Annotated in this window: 20 protein-coding genes; 10 read left to right on the top strand and 10 right to left on the bottom strand. The window is 61.6% G+C overall.

Annotated features, from left to right (window positions below; genetic code table 11):
• Window positions 1-65: 65 nt before the first annotated feature.
• The 5 genes from AB5Z09_RS03530 to AB5Z09_RS03510 all read left to right on the top strand — a co-directional run bounded on the left by AB5Z09_RS03530 (window position 66) and on the right by AB5Z09_RS03510 (window position 5,914).
• The gene (locus AB5Z09_RS03530) at window positions 66-1,562 is read left to right on the top strand and encodes an aldehyde dehydrogenase (protein WP_139494402.1); all 1,497 of its coding nucleotides are present in this window, start codon (window positions 66-68) and stop codon (window positions 1,560-1,562) included.
• A 126-nt stretch (window positions 1,563-1,688) separates the two neighbouring features.
• Window positions 1,689-1,859 carry a hypothetical protein gene (locus AB5Z09_RS03525; RefSeq protein ID WP_005341999.1) on the top strand — a complete coding sequence of 57 codons (171 nt, stop codon included), beginning with the start codon at window positions 1,689-1,691 and terminating at the stop codon, window positions 1,857-1,859.
• A 125-nt stretch (window positions 1,860-1,984) separates the two neighbouring features.
• Complete coding sequence (rarD, locus tag AB5Z09_RS03520; RefSeq protein WP_005356175.1) at window positions 1,985-2,881, top strand: EamA family transporter RarD; 897 nt, start codon at window positions 1,985-1,987, stop codon at window positions 2,879-2,881.
• 181 nt (window positions 2,882-3,062) lie between these two features.
• A complete protein-coding gene (locus AB5Z09_RS03515; RefSeq protein WP_368194655.1) occupies window positions 3,063-4,682 on the top strand; it encodes a methyl-accepting chemotaxis protein in 1,620 nt (539 codons plus the stop codon).
• A 122-nt stretch (window positions 4,683-4,804) separates the two neighbouring features.
• Window positions 4,805-5,914, top strand: coding sequence for a YeeE/YedE thiosulfate transporter family protein (locus AB5Z09_RS03510; protein WP_368194654.1), 1,110 nt, complete (start codon window positions 4,805-4,807; stop codon window positions 5,912-5,914).
• Window positions 5,915-5,993: 79 nt separating this feature from the next.
• On the opposite strand, the gene ompA is transcribed toward AB5Z09_RS03510, so the two are convergent.
• The 6 genes from ompA to ilvG form a co-directional block, all read right to left on the bottom strand.
• Window positions 5,994-7,088 carry a porin OmpA gene (gene ompA, locus AB5Z09_RS03505; RefSeq protein ID WP_064337571.1) on the bottom strand — a complete coding sequence of 365 codons (1,095 nt, stop codon included), beginning with the start codon at window positions 7,086-7,088 and terminating at the stop codon, window positions 5,994-5,996.
• Between the two features lie 302 nt (window positions 7,089-7,390).
• Entirely contained in the window at window positions 7,391-8,911 is a 1,521-nt protein-coding gene (gene ilvA / locus AB5Z09_RS03500; protein ID WP_167570662.1) for a threonine ammonia-lyase, biosynthetic, read from the bottom strand.
• Between the two features lie 3 nt (window positions 8,912-8,914).
• Window positions 8,915-10,756, bottom strand: coding sequence for a dihydroxy-acid dehydratase (gene ilvD, locus AB5Z09_RS03495; protein ID WP_227272539.1), 1,842 nt, complete (start codon window positions 10,754-10,756; stop codon window positions 8,915-8,917).
• 142 nt (window positions 10,757-10,898) lie between these two features.
• The gene (locus tag AB5Z09_RS03490; RefSeq protein ID WP_368194653.1) at window positions 10,899-11,843 is read right to left on the bottom strand and encodes a branched-chain amino acid transaminase; all 945 of its coding nucleotides are present in this window, start codon (window positions 11,841-11,843) and stop codon (window positions 10,899-10,901) included.
• A gap of 12 nt (window positions 11,844-11,855) precedes the next feature.
• Window positions 11,856-12,134, bottom strand: a complete 279-nt coding sequence (ilvM, locus tag AB5Z09_RS03485; protein WP_005339613.1) for an acetolactate synthase 2 small subunit — start codon at window positions 12,132-12,134, stop codon at window positions 11,856-11,858.
• A complete protein-coding gene (gene ilvG / locus AB5Z09_RS03480; RefSeq protein WP_368194652.1) occupies window positions 12,131-13,777 on the bottom strand; it encodes an acetolactate synthase 2 catalytic subunit in 1,647 nt (548 codons plus the stop codon). Before ilvG ends, ilvM begins: the two co-directional genes overlap by 4 nt.
• Before the next feature lie 384 nt (window positions 13,778-14,161).
• Between ilvG and AB5Z09_RS03475 the strand changes: the two genes are divergently transcribed.
• The 3 genes from AB5Z09_RS03475 to AB5Z09_RS03465 all read left to right on the top strand — a co-directional run bounded on the left by AB5Z09_RS03475 (window position 14,162) and on the right by AB5Z09_RS03465 (window position 17,674).
• Window positions 14,162-15,676, top strand: a complete 1,515-nt coding sequence (locus tag AB5Z09_RS03475) for a YifB family Mg chelatase-like AAA ATPase (protein WP_227341746.1) — start codon at window positions 14,162-14,164, stop codon at window positions 15,674-15,676.
• A gap of 126 nt (window positions 15,677-15,802) precedes the next feature.
• Entirely contained in the window at window positions 15,803-16,702 is a 900-nt protein-coding gene (locus tag AB5Z09_RS03470) for an acyltransferase (protein ID WP_005339610.1), read from the top strand.
• Between the two features lie 6 nt (window positions 16,703-16,708).
• Entirely contained in the window at window positions 16,709-17,674 is a 966-nt protein-coding gene (locus tag AB5Z09_RS03465; RefSeq protein ID WP_319919240.1) for an acyltransferase, read from the top strand.
• On the opposite strand, the gene AB5Z09_RS03460 is transcribed toward AB5Z09_RS03465, so the two are convergent.
• Together AB5Z09_RS03460 and AB5Z09_RS03455 are read right to left on the bottom strand one after the other, a co-directional pair.
• Window positions 17,599-18,105 (bottom strand): DUF523 domain-containing protein, encoded by a 507-nt coding sequence (locus tag AB5Z09_RS03460; RefSeq protein ID WP_368194651.1) that lies wholly within the window; start codon window positions 18,103-18,105, stop codon window positions 17,599-17,601. The two genes, AB5Z09_RS03465 and AB5Z09_RS03460, sit on opposite strands and share 76 nt — an antisense overlap.
• Window positions 18,102-18,752: a DNA mismatch repair protein MutT gene (locus AB5Z09_RS03455; RefSeq protein WP_005339607.1), complete on the bottom strand. Its 651-nt coding sequence runs from the start codon at window positions 18,750-18,752 to the stop codon at window positions 18,102-18,104. The genes AB5Z09_RS03460 and AB5Z09_RS03455 overlap by 4 nt, the downstream gene beginning before the upstream one ends.
• A gap of 74 nt (window positions 18,753-18,826) precedes the next feature.
• On the opposite strand from AB5Z09_RS03455, the gene AB5Z09_RS03450 reads away from it, so the two are divergent.
• Complete coding sequence (locus AB5Z09_RS03450) at window positions 18,827-19,462, top strand: nicotinamidase (protein WP_005356142.1); 636 nt, start codon at window positions 18,827-18,829, stop codon at window positions 19,460-19,462.
• A 101-nt stretch (window positions 19,463-19,563) separates the two neighbouring features.
• Window positions 19,564-20,742 carry a nicotinate phosphoribosyltransferase gene (gene pncB / locus AB5Z09_RS03445; RefSeq protein ID WP_302246843.1) on the top strand — a complete coding sequence of 393 codons (1,179 nt, stop codon included), beginning with the start codon at window positions 19,564-19,566 and terminating at the stop codon, window positions 20,740-20,742.
• Window positions 20,743-20,815: 73 nt separating this feature from the next.
• On the opposite strand, the gene AB5Z09_RS03440 is transcribed toward pncB, so the two are convergent.
• Together AB5Z09_RS03440 and AB5Z09_RS03435 are read right to left on the bottom strand one after the other, a co-directional pair.
• Window positions 20,816-21,424, bottom strand: a complete 609-nt coding sequence (locus tag AB5Z09_RS03440; RefSeq protein ID WP_005339604.1) for a thiol:disulfide interchange protein DsbA/DsbL — start codon at window positions 21,422-21,424, stop codon at window positions 20,816-20,818.
• A gap of 137 nt (window positions 21,425-21,561) precedes the next feature.
• Complete coding sequence (locus AB5Z09_RS03435; protein WP_058058952.1) at window positions 21,562-22,551, bottom strand: serine/threonine protein kinase; 990 nt, start codon at window positions 22,549-22,551, stop codon at window positions 21,562-21,564.
• Window positions 22,552-22,653 lie beyond the last annotated feature (102 nt).

Here is a 22,653-nt window from a genome sequence, read left to right as displayed (position 1 = left end):
CAAGCGGCAGGATGTTTAGCATATTGATACGCGGAATCTGACTTTTGCCGGTTCAAGGAGTGAACATGAGTGACCTGACCCTGGCCCAGTGGCAACACAAGGCCGCCCATCTGACCCTGCCCTCGCAAGCCTTTATCAACGGCAGCTATCGGGATGCCGTCAATGGCGCCACCTTCGATTGCATCAACCCGGCCAACGGCAAGCTGCTGACCAAGGTAGCAGCGTGCGATGCCGCCGATGCCGAACTGGCGGTACAGGCTGCCCGTGACGCCTTCAACGACAAGCGTTGGAGCGGCCTGCCACCGAAACAGCGCAAGCAGATCATGCAGCGCTTCGCCGAGCTGATGCGCCTCAACAAGGTTGAGCTGGCGCTGCTGGAGTCGCTGGATATGGGCAAACCCATCGGCGATGCCATGAGCTATGACGCTCCCGCCGCCGCCAACTGCATCGCCTGGAACGCCGAAGCGATCGACAAGATCTACGATCAGGTCGCCCCGGTGGAGGAGTCAGCACTGGCGCTGGTGACCCGCGAAGCGCTCGGGGTGGTTGCAGCCATCGTGCCGTGGAACTTCCCGCTGGTGATGGCCTGCTGGAAGCTCGGCCCGGCGCTCGCTACCGGCAACTCGGTCATTCTCAAGCCTTCCGAAAAATCCCCCCTGACCGCCCTGCGTATCGCAGGTCTGGCCAAGGAGGCGGGTATTCCGGACGGTGTGTTCAACGTGCTGCCGGGCTTTGGCCATACCGTGGGCGAGGCGCTGGCCATGCATATGGATGTGGACTGCATCACCTTCACCGGCTCCACCAAGATCGGCAAACATCTGGTGGAGTGCTCCGGCAAGTCCAACCTCAAGCGCGCCTTTATGGAGTGCGGCGGCAAGAGCCCCAACATCATACTGGCGGATGCGCCGGATCTGGACGCCGCGGCCAAGAGCGCCGCTGGCGCCATCTTCTACAACCAGGGCGAGGTGTGCACCGCCGCCTCCCGCCTGCTGGTACAAAACAGCATCAAACCGCAATTTATGGAGCGACTGCTGGCCCATGCCCGCGAGTGGATCTCGGCCAACCCGCTCGACCCTGCGACCCGCATCGGCGCCATGGTGGATCACATCCAGATGGAGCAGGTGCTGCGATATATCGAGATTGGCAAGCAGGAGGGGGCCAAACTGCTGCTGGGTGGCAACCGCACCAATATGGAGAGTGGCGGCTTCTATATCGAACCCACCATCTTTGACGACGTGACCCCGAAGATGCGCATCTTCCGCGAGGAGATCTTCGGCCCTGTACTGGCGGTGACCGGCTTCGATACGCTGGAGGAGGCTATCGCGCTGGGCAATGACACCGACTACGGGCTGGCGGCGGCGATCTGGACGGCGGATCTCAACAAGGCGGTGAAAGGCTCGCGCGCCCTGCGCGCCGGTACCGTGTTCGTCAACAACTGGGACGGTGGTGACATGACCATGCCATTTGGCGGCTTCAAACAGTCCGGTAACGGTCGCGACAAGTCACTTCATGCGCTGGAGAAGTACACCGAGCTGAAAAGCACCTGGATTCAGCTGGAATAACACGACAAAGCAGCACTATCGGATCAAAAAGGGGGAGAAATCCCCCTTTTGCATTTTTGGCCTTCCATCACCGGGCTCAATCCTTATAATGATAAAAAAGCCAACATGTTAAATATAAAGACAAAAATGCTATTTTTTCTGGGAAGCGTACTTTTTCTGGTGATCGGTTTGCCCCTGCTGTTCTTCGTGCTGGGGCACGGCGAGGCCTACGTGACCTGGGGCCCCTGGATCTCCGCCATCGCCCTGATGTTGTGGTTGTTGATGGACGTCGACAAGATCCGCCGCGGTAAAGGTTGACCGGCCAGCCACTCGCTTCCTTCCCCTCAAACTTCGTTTATTCGCTTCTTTCCCCGCAAAAGGATCGCTACACTGATTTTTTGCGATGTTTTCCCGCATCCAACGCTTCAGTAAAGGTCATCCGCATGCCGCAACAGATCCAGCGTCAGGGCGTCATCTACGCCCTGTGCGCCTATACCCTTTGGGGCATAGCCCCCATCTATTTCAAGACCATCTCTGCCGTTCCGGCCGCCGAGATCCTGACCCACCGGATGATCTGGTCCTGCGTGCTGCTGATGGTACTGACCCTGGCAGGGCGCCAGTGGCACAAGGTGCAGGCGGTGCTGCGCCAGCCAAAAGTGTTGCTCACCTTGGCGTTTACCTCGGTTACCGTCGGCGGCAACTGGCTGCTGTTCATCTGGGCCATCAACAACGGCCATATGCTGGATGCCAGCCTCGGCTACTACATCAACCCGCTGTTCAACGTACTGTTGGGAATGGTGTTTCTGAGCGAGAAGCTGCGCCGCCTGCAGTGGTGGGCGGTGGCGCTGGCCTTTGCCGGGGTGGCGATCCAGCTTATCGCCTTTGGCTCCTTGCCCTGGATTGCGCTGGTGCTGGCGTCGAGTTTCGCCATCTATGGGCTGGTGCGCAAAAAACTGGCCCTCGATGCCCTCACCGGTCTGCTGATCGAAACCATGATCATGCTGCCGCCAGCGGCCATCTATCTGTGGGGCTTTGCCGACAGTCCCACCAGCCATCTCACCCAGAATGACTGGCACCTCAACCTGCTGCTGATCGCCGCAGGCGCCGTCACCACGGCCCCCCTGCTTTGCTTCACCGCCGCCGCAACCAGGCTCAAGCTCTCCACCCTGGGCTTCTTCCAGTACATAGGCCCCAGCCTGATGTTTATCCTCGCAGTCACCCTCTATGGGGAAGCGCTGGCGATGGACAAACTGCTCACCTTCGCCTGCATCTGGAGCGCGCTGGTACTGTTCAGTCTGGATGGGCTGCGCAGCGGCAAAGCCGCGCCAAGCAGGACCTGACACCGCCTCACCACCATCGACCCCGGCTCATAGGCCGGGGTTCTTTTTTGTGCCACCAGCGGCCTTCTGACTGCGACTTCCCCTTCTCCAGAGCCGACTGACCATCAACAGACCACACCCGAGTCGCACCATCCCGCCAGAGAGCTATGCTATCCATGGAACGGAGCCGAATGGAGGCAACATGCTCAAGCACATTCACGACAGATCCCTGCTTTTTGGCCAGATTCTGGGGATCATGGTCATTATCACGCTGATCTCCATCAGCTTTTTCGGGCTTTATTCGGTCCGGAGCGCAGCCGATCAGATGGGACAGGGGAAGGATGTGGTAGCCGATATTCTGCCGCCGCCCCTCTACCTCATCGAATCCCAGTTGCAGGTCTACACCCTGCTCCATGCCAAACCGGAGGAGCGGGAGCACCTGCTGCAAACCCTCACCCGGCTTCAGCAAGAGTTCGAGAGCCGTAACCGCTTCTGGCAAGAGAGCAACCTGAACGAGCCCCTCAGGGAGCTGCTGCTGGGGGAGCAAAAAGTGCAGGGGGAACTGTTCTGGCAGTTGCTCAACGACAAGTTTGTCCCCGCCATCAAGGCGGGGGATCTGGCGCAGGCGGGCGCGCTTGCAGCACGCCTGCACACCCTCTATAACGCCCACCGGCTAGGGGTGGACGCCACCGTCATCCGCGGTAACGAGTATGCCGCCGAGCAGATGGCCCATCTCGCCAACACAACCCGACTCTGCTACGGCCTGCTGTTGTGCGCTGCACTGCTGGGGGCCGGGCTCATCTTCTGGCTGGGACGCCCCACCCAACAGCGACTGCTGGCCGCAGGCAAGGCCACCGCCGCCATCGCCGAAGGGGAGTTGAACCGCCCCATGCCGGAGCCGGGCCTTGATGCCATCGGCGAGCTGATCCGCCAGATCGGGGCCATGCGTGACCAGCTGGCAACCCTGGTGGAGTCCCTGCAGCGCAGCGCCAGTACGCTGGATGATCGCGCCACCAGCCTGACCGCCATGGCACAACGGCACACCGATGACAGTCAGGCACAGGTCGGGGCGGCCCACCATATCGAACAGGCCATCGAGCAGCTCACCCACTCCATTGAACAAGCGGGTAGCCAGCTGCATCAGGTAGGGGAGCAAACCCTGCAGTCAGCAGAGCGGGCACAAGAGGCGACACTCGCCATCCACACCGTGGAACAGGTGATCGGGGAGCAAGTCACGGGAGTGAAGCAGGTCTCCCATACCATTTCGGATCTGGCCGGCCTCTCGCAGCAGATTGCCGGGCTGGCGGGCGCTATTCACGATATTGCGGAGCAGACCAATCTGCTGGCGCTGAACGCCGCCATTGAAGCGGCGCGGGCAGGCGAACAGGGACGCGGTTTTGCCGTGGTGGCCGATGAAGTACGCTCGCTGGCGACCCGAACAGGCAGCGCCACCACCGAGATCAACACCATCATCGGCAAGATCCAGGATGTCAGCCTGCGCGCCGCCAGCGAGATGGATACCGAGCTGGCCCGGGTCGAACAGGCGGTCACTCACACGATGACAGCGCGCCAGAGCGTCGCCCGGATCGCGCAGAGTTGCGAGGAGATCAACCAACGCATCGCTCAGGTCGACCAGTTGATGAGCGATGAGACCCGGCTGGTGCAGGGGATCCACCATCAGGTCGGCGAGATGTCGCGGTTGGCGGCCGAGGCCAACCAGAGCGCCAGTCAGGCCGCCGAAGAGGCGACCATGGTCGCCCAGCACGCCCGCATCCTGACCAGACAGACTCACCACTTCCATCTCGATACCACCCGCCATTGATCCCCGACACTGACGGGAGTCAGCGCTCCCCTTTTTCTCTGCACTGGTTAAATGGGTAGCATTGGACTCCCTGAGGGAATAGGATCCGCCCCTCCAATAACCAACTACAAGGATCAACTGGCATGAATCGAAAATGGTCGCTCCCCATCGTGGCAATCGCGGGGGGAGCGTTACTCTGGCTCGGCAACACCTTTGGTATGAAATGGGCTTTGATGGCCCTGATCGGATTTGGCTTCGGCTTCACCCTCTCCTTCAGCCGCTTCGGCATCGTCTTCGGTTGGCGTGAGATGCTGACCAAGCGCAACAGCTACTATGTGCGGGTTCACCTGCTCACCATCGCCATCGAAATTCTGCTGTTCACCACCTTCCTCTCCTTTAGCCACGCCCTGTTTGGCGACGCCATGGTGGGTAACGTGATGGCTATCGGCATTCCTTTCATCGTCGGTGCCTTCCTGTTCGGCATCGGCATGCAGCTGGCAGGCGTCTGTGCCACCGGCACTCTTTATTGCTGCGGCGAGGGGCAACCCCGCTTCTGGCTGGTGCTGATCTGCTACGGCATCGGCACCCTCATCAGCAACCAGTTCCGCCCCGAACTGGAGGCCACCTTCTCCAGCCATGTGGTGCTGGCCAAGGATTTGACCGGCAATATCTGGAGCGGCATGCTGCTCAACCTGGCGCTGGTCGCCGCGCTGTTCCTGCTGTTTCGCAACAGCGAACTCAAGCGTACTGGCGAACTCAAGCCCCTCTTCAGCGGCGGCAACCTGTTCTGGCGCGATGGCCGCTTCACCGTGCTGACCGGTGGCATCATCATCGCCATACTCAACTCCACTGTCGTCGCCCTGCACGGCTCGGCCTGGACCATCACCGGCGCTGTCTATGACATGGCGCTGCGCGGCGCCTCTCTGTTCGGCCTGTTCGAGGGCAACCCCAAGCTGGCCCAGCCGCTCTTCATCAACCCCATGGTCGGCATGTTCTGGCTCGGCATTCTGGGGGCCATGCTGGCGCGCTGCATCAGCGGTGGCGGCAACTTCGCCCCGATGCGGATCGGCAACAGTCTGGCATCCATCCTCGGCGGCCTGCTGATGGGGATGGGCGCCATGTACAGCGCCTGCAACCTCGGCGGCTTCTTCGACGGCACCGCCTCCGGCAGCCTGCACGGCTGGGTCTGGATGCTGATGGCCCTCGCTGGCAGCCTCATCGGCATTCGCCTGCGCCCGCGGTTCGGGCTCTGAGGCTCAACATCGTAAACACCCCATAAGAAACGGGAGGCCAAGCCTCCCGTTTTTACATTTATCGATCCCGTTGCTCTGCTTATTGGACAGGCTGGGAGACCCCTTCCAGATGGATTTCTACCCGGCGATCCGGTGCCAGACAGGCGATCAGCTCCTGCTTGGAGCGGCTGGCACAGCTGTTGCCAGTGACCGGATTGGCCTTGCCACGCCCCTCGACCCGAACCTTGTCGGCATACAAGCCTTTGGATACCAGATAGCTGGCCACGCTCTGGGCACGCTTCTCGGAGAGGGCCAGGTTGTAGTTGTCGGAGCCGATGCGGTCGGTATAACCGATGACAGTTGCGACGCCATCTTTCGGATTGGCCGCCACAATCTGGCTGAACAGGGCATCGAGCGCCTGATTGGCAGCCGGCTTCAGGGTCGCCTTGTTGAACTCGAACAGCACATCGGAACTCAGACTGAAGGTTTTGGGCTCAACCACGGCTACAGGTGCCGGTTCGGCGGCCGGAGCGGGCGCCGGTGCTACGACCTCGCCACCTTGCTGACCGAAGCGATAGAGCATCCCGAACGAAATCAGGCCGTTATCCATCTCGATGCCGGAGCGATCGAGAGAGGCATCCCCCAGCGGCGTGGTGTACTGGTACTCCAGACGGGCGGCCCAGTCACGATCGATGGCGTATTCGGCACCCAGCGCACCAACGAAGGCGGCGCCATGCTTTTTGCCGGTCTCGCTGCTATTGGCGAAGCTGATCTCGCTATCCGTCCAGGCATAGGCGCCGCCCAGTCGGCCATAAAGATCGAGCACGTTCGTTGCCGGGAAGCTGATCTTCATGGTGGCCTGAATCATCTGGCTCTTGGCTTCGGTCTTGAGGGTATTGGCGCCAGTGCCCGAAGTGGTGTCGTATTTGCCAAGCCAGTCATAACCCAGCTCGAAACCCAGGTTGGGGTTGAGCTGGTAACCGGCGAACAGGCCCAGACCCAGATCATCCGTGTTCTCGCTGGTATTACCCAACGTCTGGGCAATCGACTCGGCATACTGGTTGTGGTCAACGCCATAGTAATTGGACCAACCTGCCTTGCCACCGACATACCAGGTATTGTCCTGAGCGGCAGCCTGCACGGCTCCGGCCGCCAGCAAACCACTGACCAATACGGCAAGCATGGATTTATTCATATTTTCGCCTCTGCAATAAGTCGTTATGGGCGCCTGAGTGCGCACTTTCCCTGTGTGAAGCCGTCAGGCGGCCTCTCCGCTATTCAGGGTATCCCATCCGAACGCAGCCTCAAATGACCAAGCCATCAGGAGTGTGAGCTTGCCAGCAATATCAGGCGTAAAAATCACCTGTGTACCTATTCACACTGTTTTGTCAGTTAAACCATGACGTTGCGTCGTACGGAGTGGACCTATCCACACGCAGCAATAGAAAAGGGAGGCATAACGCCTCCCTCCTGATGAGTTGTTGAAGCCCCCCTTGCTCAACTGGCCAGAAACAGCCGGTAGGCGGGGTCGTCGCTCACCTCTTTCCAGCCGTAGCCAATCTCGCGCAGGTAGTCGTGGAAGGCTGCCACGTCTTCATCCGGCAGCTCGAAGGCGCAGAGCACGCGGCCGTAGTCGGCACCGTGGTTACGGTAGTGGAACAGGCTGATGTTCCAGCGACAACCCAGTGTCTCGAGGAAGCGCATCAGGGCGCCAGGCTGCTCCGGAAACTTGAAGCTGTAGAGACGCTCACCAAGGGGCCGGGCCGGGCGGCCGCCAATCATGTAGCGCACATGATTCTTGGCCAGCTCGCTCTCGGTCATGTTGACCACTGGATAGCCGTTGCCACCGAGCTGATCGATGATCTGGCCGAGCTCTTCGTCACCGCCGGTGAGGCGCACCGAAACGAACAGCGACGCCTGTTCGGCATCGGCGTAGCGATAGTTGAACTCGGTCACCATGCGGGGGCCAAGCTGACGACAGAAGTCGAGGAAGGCCCCCTTGCGCTCGGGGATGGTCACCGCCAGCATGCCCTCGCGCTTCTCGCCGATCTCGCAGCGCTCCGACACGTAGCGCAGGCTGTGGAAGTTAACGTTGGCGCCGGAGAGAATGGCCGCCATCCGCCCCCCTTTGACCTGCTCCCGCTCGCTGTAGGCCTTGAGGCCCGCCAGCGAGAGGGCGCCCGACGGCTCGGCGATGGCGCGGCAGTCGTCGAAGATGTCTTTCAGTGCGGCGCAGATCTGGTCGTTGGAGACGGTCACCACCTCGTCCAGATACTGGTTGCACAGGCGGAAGGTCTCCTCGCCGATGCGCTTGACCGCCACCCCGTCCGCAAACAGCGAGACCCGCTCCAGATTGACCGGCTCGCCGGCCGCCAGCGCGGCCTTGAGACAGGCAGACCCTTCAGCCTCCACCCCGATCACCTTCACATCCGGCAGCAGTTGCTTGATATAGACCGCCACCCCGGCGGCCAACCCACCGCCGCCCACCGGCACAAAGACGTGAGTGAGGTGGGTATCCTGCTCCAGCAACTCCTTGCCGATGGTACCCTGCCCGGCGATCACCTCGACGTCGTCAAACGGCGGGATCAGGGTGTAACCCTCCAGCTCGGAGAGGCGGCGGCTCTCGCCGTAGGCCTCGTCGAAACTGTTGCCAAACAGCATGACGTTGCCGCCCTGCCGGCGCACCGCGTCGATCTTGATATCCGGCGTGGTCTTGGGCATCACGATGATCGCCTTGATGCCGAGCTTGGCGGCCGACAGGGCGACCCCCTGTGCGTGGTTGCCAGCAGAGGCGGCGATAACGCCGCGCGCCTTCTGCTCCTCGGTCAGGGTGGCGATCTTGTGATAGGCGCCGCGCAGCTTGAAGGAGTGGACCGGTTGCAGATCCTCCCGCTTCAGGCTGACATGGTTGCCGAGCCGCTCGGAAAGTTTCTTCAGGGTTTGCAGGGGGGTCACCCGCGCCGCCTCATAGACGGGGGAGAGCAACACCTTGCGTAGATAATCCGCCGCAGAGACCATGATTTATTCCCCCAGCATCGAGCGATCGCGAACCGCGCCCTTGTCGGCACTGGTGGCGAACATGGCGTAGGCGCGCAGGGCAAAGGAGACCTGACGCTGACGATCGAGCGGCTTCCAGCCACGGGCTTCCACGGCGACGCGGCGGGCGGCCAGCACGCTGTCGGCCACCTCCAGCACCATGCTGCGGGCCGGGATATTGATGCTGATGATGTCGCCATCCTCCACCAGACCTATGGTGCCGCCAGAGGCTGCTTCCGGCGAGACGTGGCCGATGGAGAGGCCCGAGGTACCGCCGGAGAAGCGGCCGTCGGTGATCAGGGCGCACGCCTTGCCCAATCCCATGGATTTCAAATAGGTAGTGGGGTAGAGCATCTCCTGCATGCCGGGGCCCCCTTTTGGCCCTTCATAGCGGATCACCACTACTTCGCCCGCTTTCACTGTGCCGTCGAGGATACCGCTCACCGCGCTCTCCTGACTCTCGAATACCCGGGCCGGGCCACGGAAAGTGAGGTTCTCCTCATCCACCCCGGCAGTCTTGACGATGGCGCCGTTGACCGCGAGGTTGCCGGAAAGCACGGCGAGGCCGCCCTCCTGGCTGTAAGCGTTGTCCAGCGAGCGGATGCAGCCTTCGGCGCGGTCCAGATCCAGCTCCGGCCAGCGGCAATCCTGACTGAACGCCTTGGTGGTGCGGATCCCGGCCGGGCCAGCGCGGTAGAAGTCCACCACCTCCTGACTCGGCTGGCGGCTGACGTCATACTCATTGAGCTGTTCGACGAGGGAGCAACCCAGCACGGTACGGGTATCTCCATGCACCAGACCCGCTTTTTCCAGCTGACCCAGAATGGCGACCACGCCGCCGGCGCGGTGTACATCTTCCATATGGTACTTCTGGGTGGAGGGTGCCACCTTGCAGAGCTGTGGCACCTTGCGCGACATGCGGTCGATATCGGCCATGGTGAAGTCGACGCCCGCCTCCTGCGCCGCCGCCAGCAGGTGCAGCACGGTATTGGTGGAGCCGCCCATGGCGATATCGAGCGCCATGGCGTTCTCGAACGCCGCCTTGGTGGCGATATTGCGCGGCAGGGCGGTCTCGTCATCCTGCTCATACCAGCGCTTGGCCAAAGTCACGATGCGCTGGCCCGCCAGCTTGAACAGCTGCTCACGATCGGCGTGGGTCGCCAGCATGGAGCCGTTACCCGGCTGGGAGAGACCCAGCGCCTCGGTCAGGCAGTTCATGGAGTTGGCGGTAAACATGCCGGAACAGGAACCGCAGGTGGGGCAGGCGCTGCGCTCCACCTGTTCGCTCTGGGCGTCCGACACCTTGGGATCGGCGCCCTGGATCATGGCATCCACCAGATCCAGCTTGATGATCTGGTCGGAGAGCTTGGTCTTGCCCGCTTCCATCGGGCCGCCGGAGACAAAAATGACCGGGATGTTGATGCGCAGGGCCGCCATCAGCATCCCCGGGGTGATCTTGTCGCAGTTGGAGATGCAGACCATGGCGTCGGCGCAGTGGGCGTTGACCATGTACTCCACCGAGTCGGCGATCAGCTCGCGCGACGGCAGGGAGTAGAGCATGCCGCCATGGCCCATGGCGATGCCGTCATCCACAGCGATGGTGTTGAACTCCTTGGCAACGCCACCCGCGGCTTCGATCTCGCGTGCCACCAGCTGGCCCAGATCCTTGAGGTGGACGTGGCCCGGCACGAACTGGGTGAAGGAGTTGACCACGGCGATGATGGGTTTGCCGAAATCCTGATCGGTCATTCCGGTGGCACGCCACAGGGCGCGGGCCCCGGCCATGTTACGTCCGTGGGTGGTGGTGGCGGATCTCAACTTCGGCATGTCTCTACTCCCTGAATGCCCATATGGGCTCGATGCGTTATGCAGTGATGATACGAGTGGATCGGAATCGATCCTGGTGAAGGCACCGCCAGGCACCCTCACCGGAAGCGACTCGGGGAGGCATGACGCCTCCCCTCTCTTATCAGTCGTTGACGGGCGTCAGCCAGCCCCACTTGTCTTCGGTCTGGCCATTGAACAGGCCGAAGAAGGCATTCTGCAGCTGCTCGGTCACCGGGCCACGGCTGCCAGCGCCCACCTTCATCCGATCGACGGAGCGCACCGGGGTCACCTCGGCGGCGGTGCCGGTCATGAAGATCTCGTCTGCAACATAGAGCGCCTCACGGGGCAGTGCCTGCTCGCGCACCTCATAACCGAGATCGCGGGCCAGCGTCATGATGGTGTCGCGGGTGATGCCGGGCAGGATGGCGGCGGTAGCGGGCGGGGTGAACAGTACGCCGTTCTTCACTAGGAACAGGTTCTCCCCCGCGCCTTCGCTCAGGTAGCCGTTCACATCCAGCGCCAGCCCCTCGGCGAAGCCGTTGCGCTTGGCCTCGCGGCTGATCAGCTGGGATGACAAATAGTTGCCGCCCGCCTTGGCGCCGGTGGGAATGGTGTTGGGAGCGAGCCGATTCCAGGAGGTGACACAGACATCCACCCCGTTTTTCAGCCCCTCTTCCCCCAGATAAGCGCCCCAAGGCAGGGCTGCCACCATCAGATCAGCCTTGGCATCCAGCGGCGGATGCAGCCCCAGCCCCACGTTGCCGACAAAGGCCAGCGGGCGCAGGTAGCCGCTCTTCAGGCCGTTCTCGCGCACCACGGTGCGGCAGGCTTCATTCACTTCGGACTCGCTGTAGGGGACGTCCATCCAGTAGATCTTGGCGGAGTCGAACAGGCGGCGGGTGTGCTCCTGCAAGCGGAAAATACAGGTGCCTTTGGGGGTATCGTAGGCACGCACCCCCTCGAACACCGAGGAGCCGTAGTGCAGGGCGTGGCTCATCACGTGCACCTGGGCTTCCTGCCAGGGCACCAGTTTGCCGTTGAACCAGATGTATTGCGAGTGAGTGGCGGATTGGGAAGGCTGTGACATTGGCTTGGCTCCTTAAGCTCTGATCCGGGGTTGCTGTTCCAGTGCATCGACCCGGGAAACGTCCACCAGCTTCACCAGCTGGCTCCACAACTGCTGGATGGGACGCACCGACTCGACAGTAACCGTGATCCGCAGCTGTTGGCAATCCTGCTCCATGTTGAGGGCGCAGAGAGCGAAGCCACGGTGACGCACCACCCGCAGCACCCGCTCCATCACTTCGGGTCTCGGCTGGGCGTGGATATGCAGGGTGTGTTGTGCAAATGCTGGCTGTGCAAGGGTGTGCGGGTTCATGGGCGTTGCTCCATCATCTGGTGGTTGGCGACTCCCGGCGGAACCAGGGGCCAGACGTTTTCTTCCTCTGAAATGGCCACATGCAGCAGGTAGGCACTCTCGCTTGCCAGCAGGCGATCGAGGGCGCCGGCTATCTGCTCCTTGCATGTGATGGTCTCGCCCGGAATGCCAAAGGCGGCAGCCAAGGCGACGAAATCGGGGTTGTCGGAGAGGATGGTCTCGCTATAGCGGCCGTCGAAAAACAGCTCCTGCCACTGGCGCACCATGCCGAGGCGCTGGTTATCCAGCAGCACCATCTTCACCTTGAGCTGGGCGCGGCGGATGGTGCCGAGCTCCTGCACGTTCATCATGAAAGAGCCATCACCGCTCACCAGCACCACTTCATCCTCCGGGCGCGACATCTTGGCGCCGATAGCGGCGGGCAGACCAAAGCCCATGGTGCCGAGACCGGCACTGGAGAGGTGGTTGCGCGGACTGGTGAAGCGCATGTGCTGGGCTACCCACATCTGATGCTGACCCACGTCGCAGGCGACCACGCTGCTCTCCGGCAGCCGGGCAGAGAGCTGCTTGAGCAGGGCCGGGGCATAGATGGCCTGACCTGGGTGATCGTAGCGAAACGCATATTCGCGGGCCATGGCGGCGCAGTGTTCACGCCATGGGTCGATGGAAAGGGGCATTGCAAGGCGTGGTAGCACCTGCTTGAGATCCGTGGTGATACCCACCTCGGCGGCGCGGCGCTTGCCGAACTCGGCGGCATCCACATCGAGATGGATCACCTTGGCCTCGGGGGCAAACTCCTCCAGCTTGCCGGTCACCCGATCATCGAAACGGGCACCCACCACCAGCAGCAAGTCGCACTGCTGCACCGCATAGTTGGCCGCCTTGGTGCCGTGCATGCCGAGCATGCCCAGATAAACGGGGCTATCGGGGTCGAGCGCGCCGATCCCCTTGAGGGTGGTGACTGCTGGCATGCCGGTTGCGGCAGCAAAGTCGCGCAACTGCTGCTCGGCATTGGCCATGCCCACTCCGCCACCGACGTAAAGCACCGGACGCTCGGCGGCAGCCAGCAGGGTGCGGGCCGCGGCCAGATCCGAGGGGTTGAGCACCTCCGGCTCTTCCACTGCAAACAGCGGGCTCTGGGCAGGCACCGCGGCCAGTTGCACATCCTTGGGGAGATCGATCAGCACAGGGCCGGGGCGCCCTTCGGTGGCGATGGCGAAAGCTTCTGCCAGCACGCGCCCCAGATCGGCGGCATCGGTCACCATGAAGGAGTGCTTGGTGCAGGAGAGGGACATGCCGAGCACGTCGACCTCCTGAAACGCATCGGTACCGATAGCGGAACAGGGCACCTGACCGCTGATGGCCACCAGCGGCACCGAATCGAGCAGCGCCTCCGCCAGACCGGTCACCAGATTGGTGGCGCCGGGGCCGGAGGTGGCGATGCAGACGCCCACCTGACCAGAGGCGCGGGCGTAGCCCACCGCAGCCATGGCGGCGCCCTGCTCGTGGCGGCAGAGCTGATGGGACAGACCACCGTCATACAGGGCATCGTAGACCGGCATGATGGCCCCGCCCGGGTAACCAAACACCTGGGTCACACCCTGTTTCTTGAGAGCCTGTACCAAAAACTGCGCGCCGTTCATGTGGAAAATCCTGTCCTTTGGTCGAAAAAAAACCCCCGGGCTGTGAGGCTCGGGGGTCGCTTGTTTCGTTCTGTCCGGTGGTGGGTCTATCCCTTGTTCCGTGCAGCTAAACGAGCCCCGAGCGGTGAGATAATAATCACCACTAGGACCACAATAATGCTGACGAAACGGGAGGCCATGTTCATAGTTACAACCGGAAATCCTGTGAAATTGGGGCGGTTTCTACCGCGAATGGCTATTAGAACTAGCACGGTGATTTTTATTGGGCAAGCCTTTTTTCTGTGACAACCCACTGATTTTGGCTATTCCTCAGCCGGAACTCTGGAATAAAAAACCAACAACAAGCAGTTAGTCAGAACATATATCAACTCAAGGACGGGATTTATGTCATTAGCTGTGGTTTATAGCCGTGCCAGCCTCGGGATCGCGGCCCCGCAAGTTACAGTGGAAGTTCACCTCTCCAACGGCCTGCCTGCCTTCAACATGGTCGGCCTGCCGGAAACCTCGGTGAAGGAGTCGCGAGACCGGGTGCGCAGCGCCCTGCTCAACGGCAATTTCGAGTTCCCGAGCAAGCACATCACAGTCAATCTGGCTCCCGCCGATCTACCCAAGGAGGGGGGCCGTTTTGATCTGGCCATCGCCATCGGCATTCTCGCTGCTTCCAAGCAGATACCGGCAAAATACCTGCTCGATCATGAATTTTTGGGGGAGTTGGCCCTGACCGGCGAAATTCGCCCCGTGCTCGGGGTGCTGCCCGCCGTGCTCGCCTGCCGGGATGCGGGGCGCACTCTGCTGGTACCGCGGGAGAACGGCCCCGAAGCGTCCCTCATTCAGGATGCCGAAGTGCGCACCGCCCATCAGCTGCTGGCCGTCACAGCTTGGCTGGCAGGCCAGTACGAACTGCCGCTGCCGGATCCCCAAAGCGCGGAGAGCCTGCCCAATGTGCCGGACCTGCAGGATGTGATCGGCCAGTCACAGGCCAAGCGGGCGCTGGAGATCGCCGCCGCCGGCAGCCACAACCTGCTGTTCATCGGCCCGCCCGGCACCGGCAAGAGCATGCTGGCGAGCCGATTGCCCGGCATCTTGCCGCCGCTGAGCGAGCAGGAGGCGCAGCAGACCGCCGCAATCCACTCCATCGGTGGCCTCACCCCGCGCGCCGGTCACTGGCACCACAGACCCTATCGCACGCCCCACCACAGTGCCTCAGCGGTGGCGCTGGTGGGCGGTGGCAGCCACCCGCGGCCCGGCGAAATTTCGCTGGCCCACAACGGGGTGCTGTTTTTGGATGAATTGCCCGAGTTCGAGCGCAAGGTGCTCGACTCCCTGCGCGAGCCGCTGGAGACGGGCCACATCACCATCAGCCGGGCCGCCCGGCAGGTGGATTTTCCCGCCCGCTTCCAGCTGGTCGGTGCCATGAATCCCAGCCCCTGCGGCCACTATGGCGACGGCCAGACCCGCTCCAGCCCGGATCAGATCCTTCGCTACCTCGGCAAGCTCTCCGGTCCCTTTCTCGACCGCTTCGACCTGACAGTTGAGGTACCGCTGCTGCCCAAGGGGAGCCTCACCGGCAAGGCGGAGCGAGGGGAGTCTAGCCAGCAGATCCGCGATCGGGTGCTGGTGGCACGAGAGCGTATGCTGAGCCGCAACGGCAAGCTCAACAACCTGCTGGATAGTCGCGAGATAGAGGATATTTGCCGACTATCACCGCAAGATGCCGAATTTTTGGAGAACGCCATCCAGAAGCTGGGGCTCAGCATCCGGGCCTGGCATCGCATCCTGCGGGTGTCACGCACCATCGCCGATCTGGCCGGGCAACCCGCCATCGGCAAGGAGCATCTTATCGAGGCGCTCGGCTACCGGGCCATGGACAGGCTGCTGTCGCGACTGCGCAGCAGCTGACAGAAGGGAAAGGGTGAGTCCAACCCCGTAAAGGCTCTGAATGGTCTCGCAGGCAATCGGCTGATATTATGGCCACAGATCTGACCACTTGATGGCCCTTTATCGACAGCAAGACGGACCCAACTCATGCCCAACAAGCTGACAGAGCGACTGCGCGGCAGCCTCTCCACCCTGCTCTATTTTTTCAACACCCTCTTCTGGTTTGTCCCCATCTTCTCGCTGGGTCTGCTCAAGCTCCTGCTCCCCCTCAAGGGGTGGCGCACCCTCTGCAACTGGCTGCTGGATGGCTGTGCCAGCTGCTGGATCGGTTTCAACAATCTGATCCAGAAAACCATCATCAAAACTCCTTTCGAGGTGGTCGGAGTGGACAAAGGGCGCCGGAATGAGTGGTATATGGTGATTGCCAACCATCAATCCTGGGTCGACATACTGGTACTGCAGCGGGTTTTTAACCAAAAAATCCCCTTCCTGAAGTTTTTCCTCAAGAAAGAGCTGATTTGGGTACCTTTTCTCGGTCTGGCATGGTGGGCGCTCGACTTCCCCTTCATGCGGCGATATTCCAGGAAATTTCTGGAAAAGCATCCCCATCTGAAGGGAAAAGACATAGAAACAACCCGTAAAGCCTGTGCCAGGTTCCGCCACATTCCGGTGAGTGTGATGAACTTCGTCGAAGGCACCCGCTTCACCAAGGGCAAACATCAGAAGCAGGGTTCGCCCTATCGTCACCTGCTCCACCCGAAAGCGGGGGGCATCGCCTTTACTCTGGCCGCCATGGGTGATCAGTTGCATCAACTGGTGGATGTCACCATCGCCTATCCGGACGGCATCCCCAGCTACTGGGACTTCATGTGTGGCCGGGTCGGGCAAATCAAGGTTCAGGTCCGCTATTTGCCGATCGACCGCAAGCTGGTGGGGGATTACTTCAATGACCCCGAGTTCCAACAAGAGTTTCAACAGTGGTTGAACGGGATCTGGCACGAAAAGGACCAGACCCTGAGCCAACTGCTGGCAACCAAGGCGCAGTAAACATTCATGCTATCCCTGCTTCCCGGCCCGCTGGTGCTGATCATCAGCGCGGGCCTGACCATCCTTTTCACCGCCTTGTGCGCCAGCCTGATCCTGCTGGTGTCGCTGGCCAAACTAGTACTGCCGATCCCGGCCTTTGGCCGTGCCTGCAGCCGGCTCAACAACCGCTTCATGAGACTGTGGCTGGCCTGCAATGCGCTGGTGATCCGCCTCACCACCCGTATTGACTGGCAGGTGGAGGACAATACCAAGCTGCGCAAGGATGGCTGGTATCTCATCATCAGCAACCATATGAGCTGGACCGATATCGTGGTGCTCGGCCACCTGTTCCGGGATAGGCTGCCGGTGCCCAAGTTCTTCATGAAGCACGAGCTCATCTACATCCCGCTGCTGGGGCTCGCCTGCTGGGGGCTCGATATGCCCTTTATGCGTCGCTACTCACGGGAGTTTTTGCTGAAGAACCCGCACCTGCGCGGCAAGGATATCGAGACCACCCGCAACGCCTGCGAGAAGTTTCGCCACATCCCCACTACCGTCATCAACTTCGTGGAAGGAACCCGCTTCACCGAGCAGAAACGGGATGCGGCCCGCTCCCGCTATCGTCACCTGATGCCGCCCAAGGCGGCGGGGCTGGCCTTCACACTGGCCGCCATGGGCGAACAGTTCGACAGCCTGATCAACGTCACCATCCGCTATCCGGACAACGCCGAGACCCCGTTCAAGGACTTCCTGATGGGGCGGGTAAAACGCATTCAGGTGCGGATTGAGGAGCTGCCGGTGAATGAGCAGCTGATAGGAGATTACTTCAACGACAAGCAGTTCAAGCGCGGTTTTCAGGAGTGGCTAAACCAGCGCTGGCAGGAGAAGGACGAGGTGCTGGAGGGGTGGCAGAGCGGTCAGGCGCCGCTGCCGGTTGCCGCCAAATCCGGGGAGGAATCCAAAGAGAGCGCAGAAGCCAACTCGGCCAACTGATCTTCGGAAAAGACCACAATCCCGTGGCGGCGCAGCAGGGCAGTGGTCTTGCCCTCGCCCGCCACAGAAACACCTTCAAAGCGGCCGTTATAGATACGGCCGCTGCCACATGAGGGGCTCCCCTCTTTCAGCAGGGCGAAGCGAATGCCCTGCGCCTGACAAATAGCCAACGCCAGCTCGGCGCCGCGATCAAACTCTTCAGTCACATCCAGCCCGCTCGCCGTCACTACACGCTCGCCCTGCCGCTCGGCAGGAGGGCGCGGGGTCGGCAGACCGCCCGCCACTTCGGGGCAGAAGGCCAGCGCCCGCCCCTCGGCACCCAGCGCACTCAGCCAGTCGCTGACAATCCCCTTGCTTTGACCGTCGTAACGCACCGGCTGACCGAGCAAGCAGGCACTCACCAGCACCTTGTGCACGCCGGCCTCACTCACGCTTCCGCTCCGTGCATCACCTGATCGAACATCACGCAGCAGGGGCTCTCCAGCCGGTAGAGGATGGCGGGGCGCTGTTTGCCGGTGCGCTTGCGGCCGGTGTCTACCAGAATGTCGGCGCGATGGATCCGCTTGCGAAATGCCGCCGTATTCATGGGGGTCTGCAGGATGATTTCGAAGGCGCGCTGCACCTCGGAGAGGGTGAACTCGGGCCCCAGCAGTTGCAGCGGCAGGGTGCTGTAGCGGCTCTTGATCCGCAGCCGCTCCAGCCCCTTGGCGATAAGCTGGACATGGTCGAAGGCGAGGCTCAGCCCCGGCAGGTTGGCGAGCGGATGCCAGCAGCCATGGATCGCTTCCACTTCCGGATCCACCAGGCAGAGATAGACCAAGGTCGTGGACCAGCCGCGGGGATCCCGCTCCAGATTGCCAAGGGTGCAGACCTGCTCGCTGTAGCAGTGACCGAGCCCCCACTCCGCCAGCAGGCGGCGCTGGGCGGCATCCAGATCCCGATCCCGGGTCTCGTCGATGCGCAGCGCCGGCAGTTGCCAGCAGTGGGCAAAGGGGGGGCGATCGCGGGTCTCGAGCAGCAGCTCGAGCCGCTCCTCATGCAACCGCAGCACCACCATATCCAGACTCATTCTCAGCATGCCGATCGCCCTGCTCGCCTTCCATTAATGTTTGGTAGATAATATCACACGAATAGTATGTGCAGGAGCCAATCATGGGAACCGTCGCCAGCCTGGATATTGATGCGCAGAAGGGCTTTACCCCCCTCTGCCCGAACGAACTGCCCGTCGCGGGCGGTGATGATATTGTGGCTGCGCTAAACGCTCAGGCCACCCTCGCCACGCTGCGGATCGGCAGCAAAGACTCTCACCCTGCCAATGCTGACTGGGCCGTTTCTGACCCCGCAGGCATGCTGTTGCCGCTGGATCTGCCCAACGCCGACCTCACTTGGCCGGTGCACTGCGTACCGGGTAGCAAAGGCTTCGAGCTGCTAGACGGCCTGCCCGCTCCCATCGACTATGACTTCTTCGTCTGGAAGGGGGTCGAGCCTGATCTGCATCCCTACGGCACCTGCTTCCACGACCTGGCTGAACGGCGCAGCACCGGACTCATCGAATTCCTGCAAGCCCGCCAGGTCGATACCGTACTGGTCGGCGGCCTTGCCACCGACTACTGTGTCAAAACCAGCGTGCTGCAACTGCGCCGCGCCGGTTTCCGGGTAATCGTCCATCTCGATGCCTGCCGTGGCATTGCACCCGCGACGGTTGCCAGCGCCCACACCCAGATGATCGAGGCTGGCGCCGAACTGGCCCAGACCCTGATCGATGTACAACGCCTGCTGGACGCCTGATATGCCACCGATTCTTACCAGCCTGCTCGACACCGACGCCTGCACGTTACATATGCGGCAGGGGAGCTCCATCGTGCTCACCAGTCTGCGAGGAGCCTGATATGCCTCCAATCCTCACCAGCCTGCTCGACACCGACGCCTACAAGCTGCATATGCAGCAGGCGGTGTTCCATCGCTATCCGGATGCCGAGGTGGTGGCCGAGTTTCACAGCCGCAATGAAGAGGATCTGCTGCCCATGATGGGGCAGATCGAGGAGCAACTGCGCCTCGCCGGATCCCTGCGACTGACCAGGCCTGAGCTCGATTTTCTGGCCGAGCGTCCCTTCTTCACCCCTGACTACCTCGACCACCTGCGCCGCAAGCCGCTCGACGCCTCCCTGCTCAAGGTGTTCGAGCAGGATGGCCGCATCAATGTGCGGGTCGAGGGCCCCTGGCAGGATGTGATCCTGTGGGAGATCCCGGTGCTCGCCATCATCAGCGAGATGCGCAACCGCTTCCGCTACCCCCAGTTCGGCGTCAGCCATGCGCTGGATCGACTCGATCAGAAGATCGACAAGCTGGAGAAGGAGCTGAGCCGCGACGAGATGAGCGAGTTCAACCTCATCGACTTCGGCACCCGCCGCCGCTTCTCCCACGCGGTACAGGATGCGGTAGTGGGTCGCCTCAAGGAGCGGCTGCCGGCGTTTCGCGGCACCAGCAACTATATGCTGGCCCAGAAGTACAAGCTGCCCGCGGTCGGCACCCAGGCCCATGAGTGGTTCCAGGCGCACCAGCAGCTCGGCTTCCCGCTGGAGCACAGTCAGCGTGCCGCCCTCACCAGTTGGCTGGACGAGTTCACCGACCATCTCGGTATCGCCCTGACCGACTGCATCACCATGGATGCCTTCCTGCGGGACTTCGACTTCGAGCTGGCCAGCAGCTATCAGGGCTTGCGCCACGACTCTGGCGATCCCGTGGTGTGGGGCGAGAAGGCGATCAGCCACTATCAGCGGCTCGGCATCGACCCCACCGACAAGACCCTGGTCTTCTCCGACGGGCTCAACCTCGACAAGGCGGTGCAGCTGTTCCGCCACTTCCGTGGCCGCATCAACACCAGTTTCGGCATCGGCACCAAGCTCACCTGCGATCTGCCCGGTGTCAACCCGATGAACATCGTCTTCAAGCTGATCGAGTGCAATGGCGGCCCGGTTGCCAAGATCTCCGACAGCCCGGGCAAGACTCTCTGCCGGGATGCGGAGTTTATCCGCAACCTCAAACAGGCGTTCCACGTCGGGGTCTGATCTTCCCGACAATCAGAAAACAAAAAGCCCGCCGGTTCACACCGGCGGGCTTTTTTAATCAACTCAAAAGGTATCAGTCTTTCTTGGCCAGCAGGAACTGCACCAGCTTGTTGAACTGCTCTTGAGAGGTGATGGATTCAATCTTCACCATGTACTTGCCGTTCACCAGGAAGGCCGGTACACCGCGAATGTTGTAGCTCTCGGTGTTGCGATCGAACTGGGAGACCATGCCGGAGACGGCGAAGCTGTCGACGGCACCGTCGAACTCTTCAGCCGGTACGCCGTTGTCCACGAAGATCTTCTTCACATCGTCACGGCTCATCGGCGGCTGACGTTGGGTGTGGATCTTGGTGAAGATAGCCGGAGTCAGCTTGGCTTCGGCATTGAGCAGGCTGGCAACGGCATAGGCACGCTGCATCTCGGGGCCCATCTCGCGACCGAGGAAAGCAACCGGGTTCTTCTTGAGGGGCACACCCTCAGGCAACCCGGCCTTCAACTGTTCAACGATCGGTTCGAAGGTGGCGCAGTGCGGGCAGTAGTAGGAGAAAAACTCCATCACTTCCGGCTGGGCACTGCCAGTCTGTTTGACCACATCGTAGTTGACGCCTTCCTTGAACTCGGGGGCGGCGTGAACCATGGGGATCATCAGCATGGCAGCAAGGAAAAATAGAACTTTTTTCATGATGTTTCCTGTTAAGGGATCACTGTGAGGCACGCCCGGCGAACCGAAGCAGTGCCAAGCCTATTGTTTCGCCATGCTGACGTCAATGGTCAGGGCCGGAGATCGAGTCCCCCTTGCCGCGCAAGATCCCTTCTATTTCACCAGTTTGGCATCAGGGTTAACGGCGGTGCCTTCAGCGCCTCCAGCTGATCGTGCAGTGTCGCTATCTGTTGACGCCAGTAGTGATCGGTATTGAACCAAGGGAAGTGACGGGGGAAGGCGGGATCTTCCCAGCGCCGCGCCAGCCACGCCATGTAGTGAACGATGCGCATCGCCCGCAGCGGCTCGATCAGCGCCAGCTCCCGTGAGTCGAACTCCATAAACTCCTCGTAGCCCGCCAGCAGAGTGTCGAGCTGGATCTGCTGCTCGTGGCGCTCGCCGCTCAGCATCATCCAGAGATCCTGAATCGCGGGGCCGGTGCGGCAATCATCGAGGTCGACAAACATGGGGCCATCGCGCCACAGGATGTTGCCCGGGTGGCAATCGCCATGCAGGGAGATCTGCGCCACATCCAGGGTCATGGCGTCGCTGACATGCTTGATCAGCTCGTCCAGCACCCCGAAGAATTGCTTCGCCAGCCCGCTTGGCAGCCATTCGCCAGACGCCAGCAGCTGACGCGGTTCATGCAGCATGCTCTCCACATCGAGTCGCACCCGATGGTGGAACGGCTTGCTGGCACCGATCTGATGAATGCGGCCGAGGAAACGCCCCACCCACTCAAGCTGGTCGAGATTATCCACCTCGAACTGGCGGCCACCGACGCTCTGCCAGATGGCAAAGGGGTAGCCCTCGTGCTCCAGCAGGGTCTCGCCCGCGAAGGCGAGCGGTGCGGCGACCGGGATCTCAGCCTCCGCGAGACGGGTGGCAAACTCGTGCTCTTCGAGGATCTGGGCCCGGCTCCAGCGGCCGGGACGGTAGAACTTCACCACATAGCGGCGACGATCCTCATCCTGAAACTGATAGACCCGGTTTTCGTAGCTGTTGAGCTCGATAAGGCCGGAGTCGAGCCGCAGGCCACTGAGATCGAGCGCATCCATGATGAGGTCGGGATTGAGGTCGGAATAGTTGAAACGCATGTCATCCACCATAAGAAAGGGGCGCCGTTGCGCCCCATTCTATCACTACTACCCGCCATTGCCGTGCTCGCTGGTGACCGGACTGGTGTCACGCCCGGCCCGCAGCCACACGCA

Origin of the sequence: Aeromonas sp. R2-2 (genome assembly GCF_040908355.1) — a bacterium.
GTDB lineage: Bacteria > Pseudomonadota > Gammaproteobacteria > Enterobacterales > Aeromonadaceae > Aeromonas > Aeromonas veronii.
This window is presented reverse-complemented; position numbering and strand designations above follow the sequence as displayed.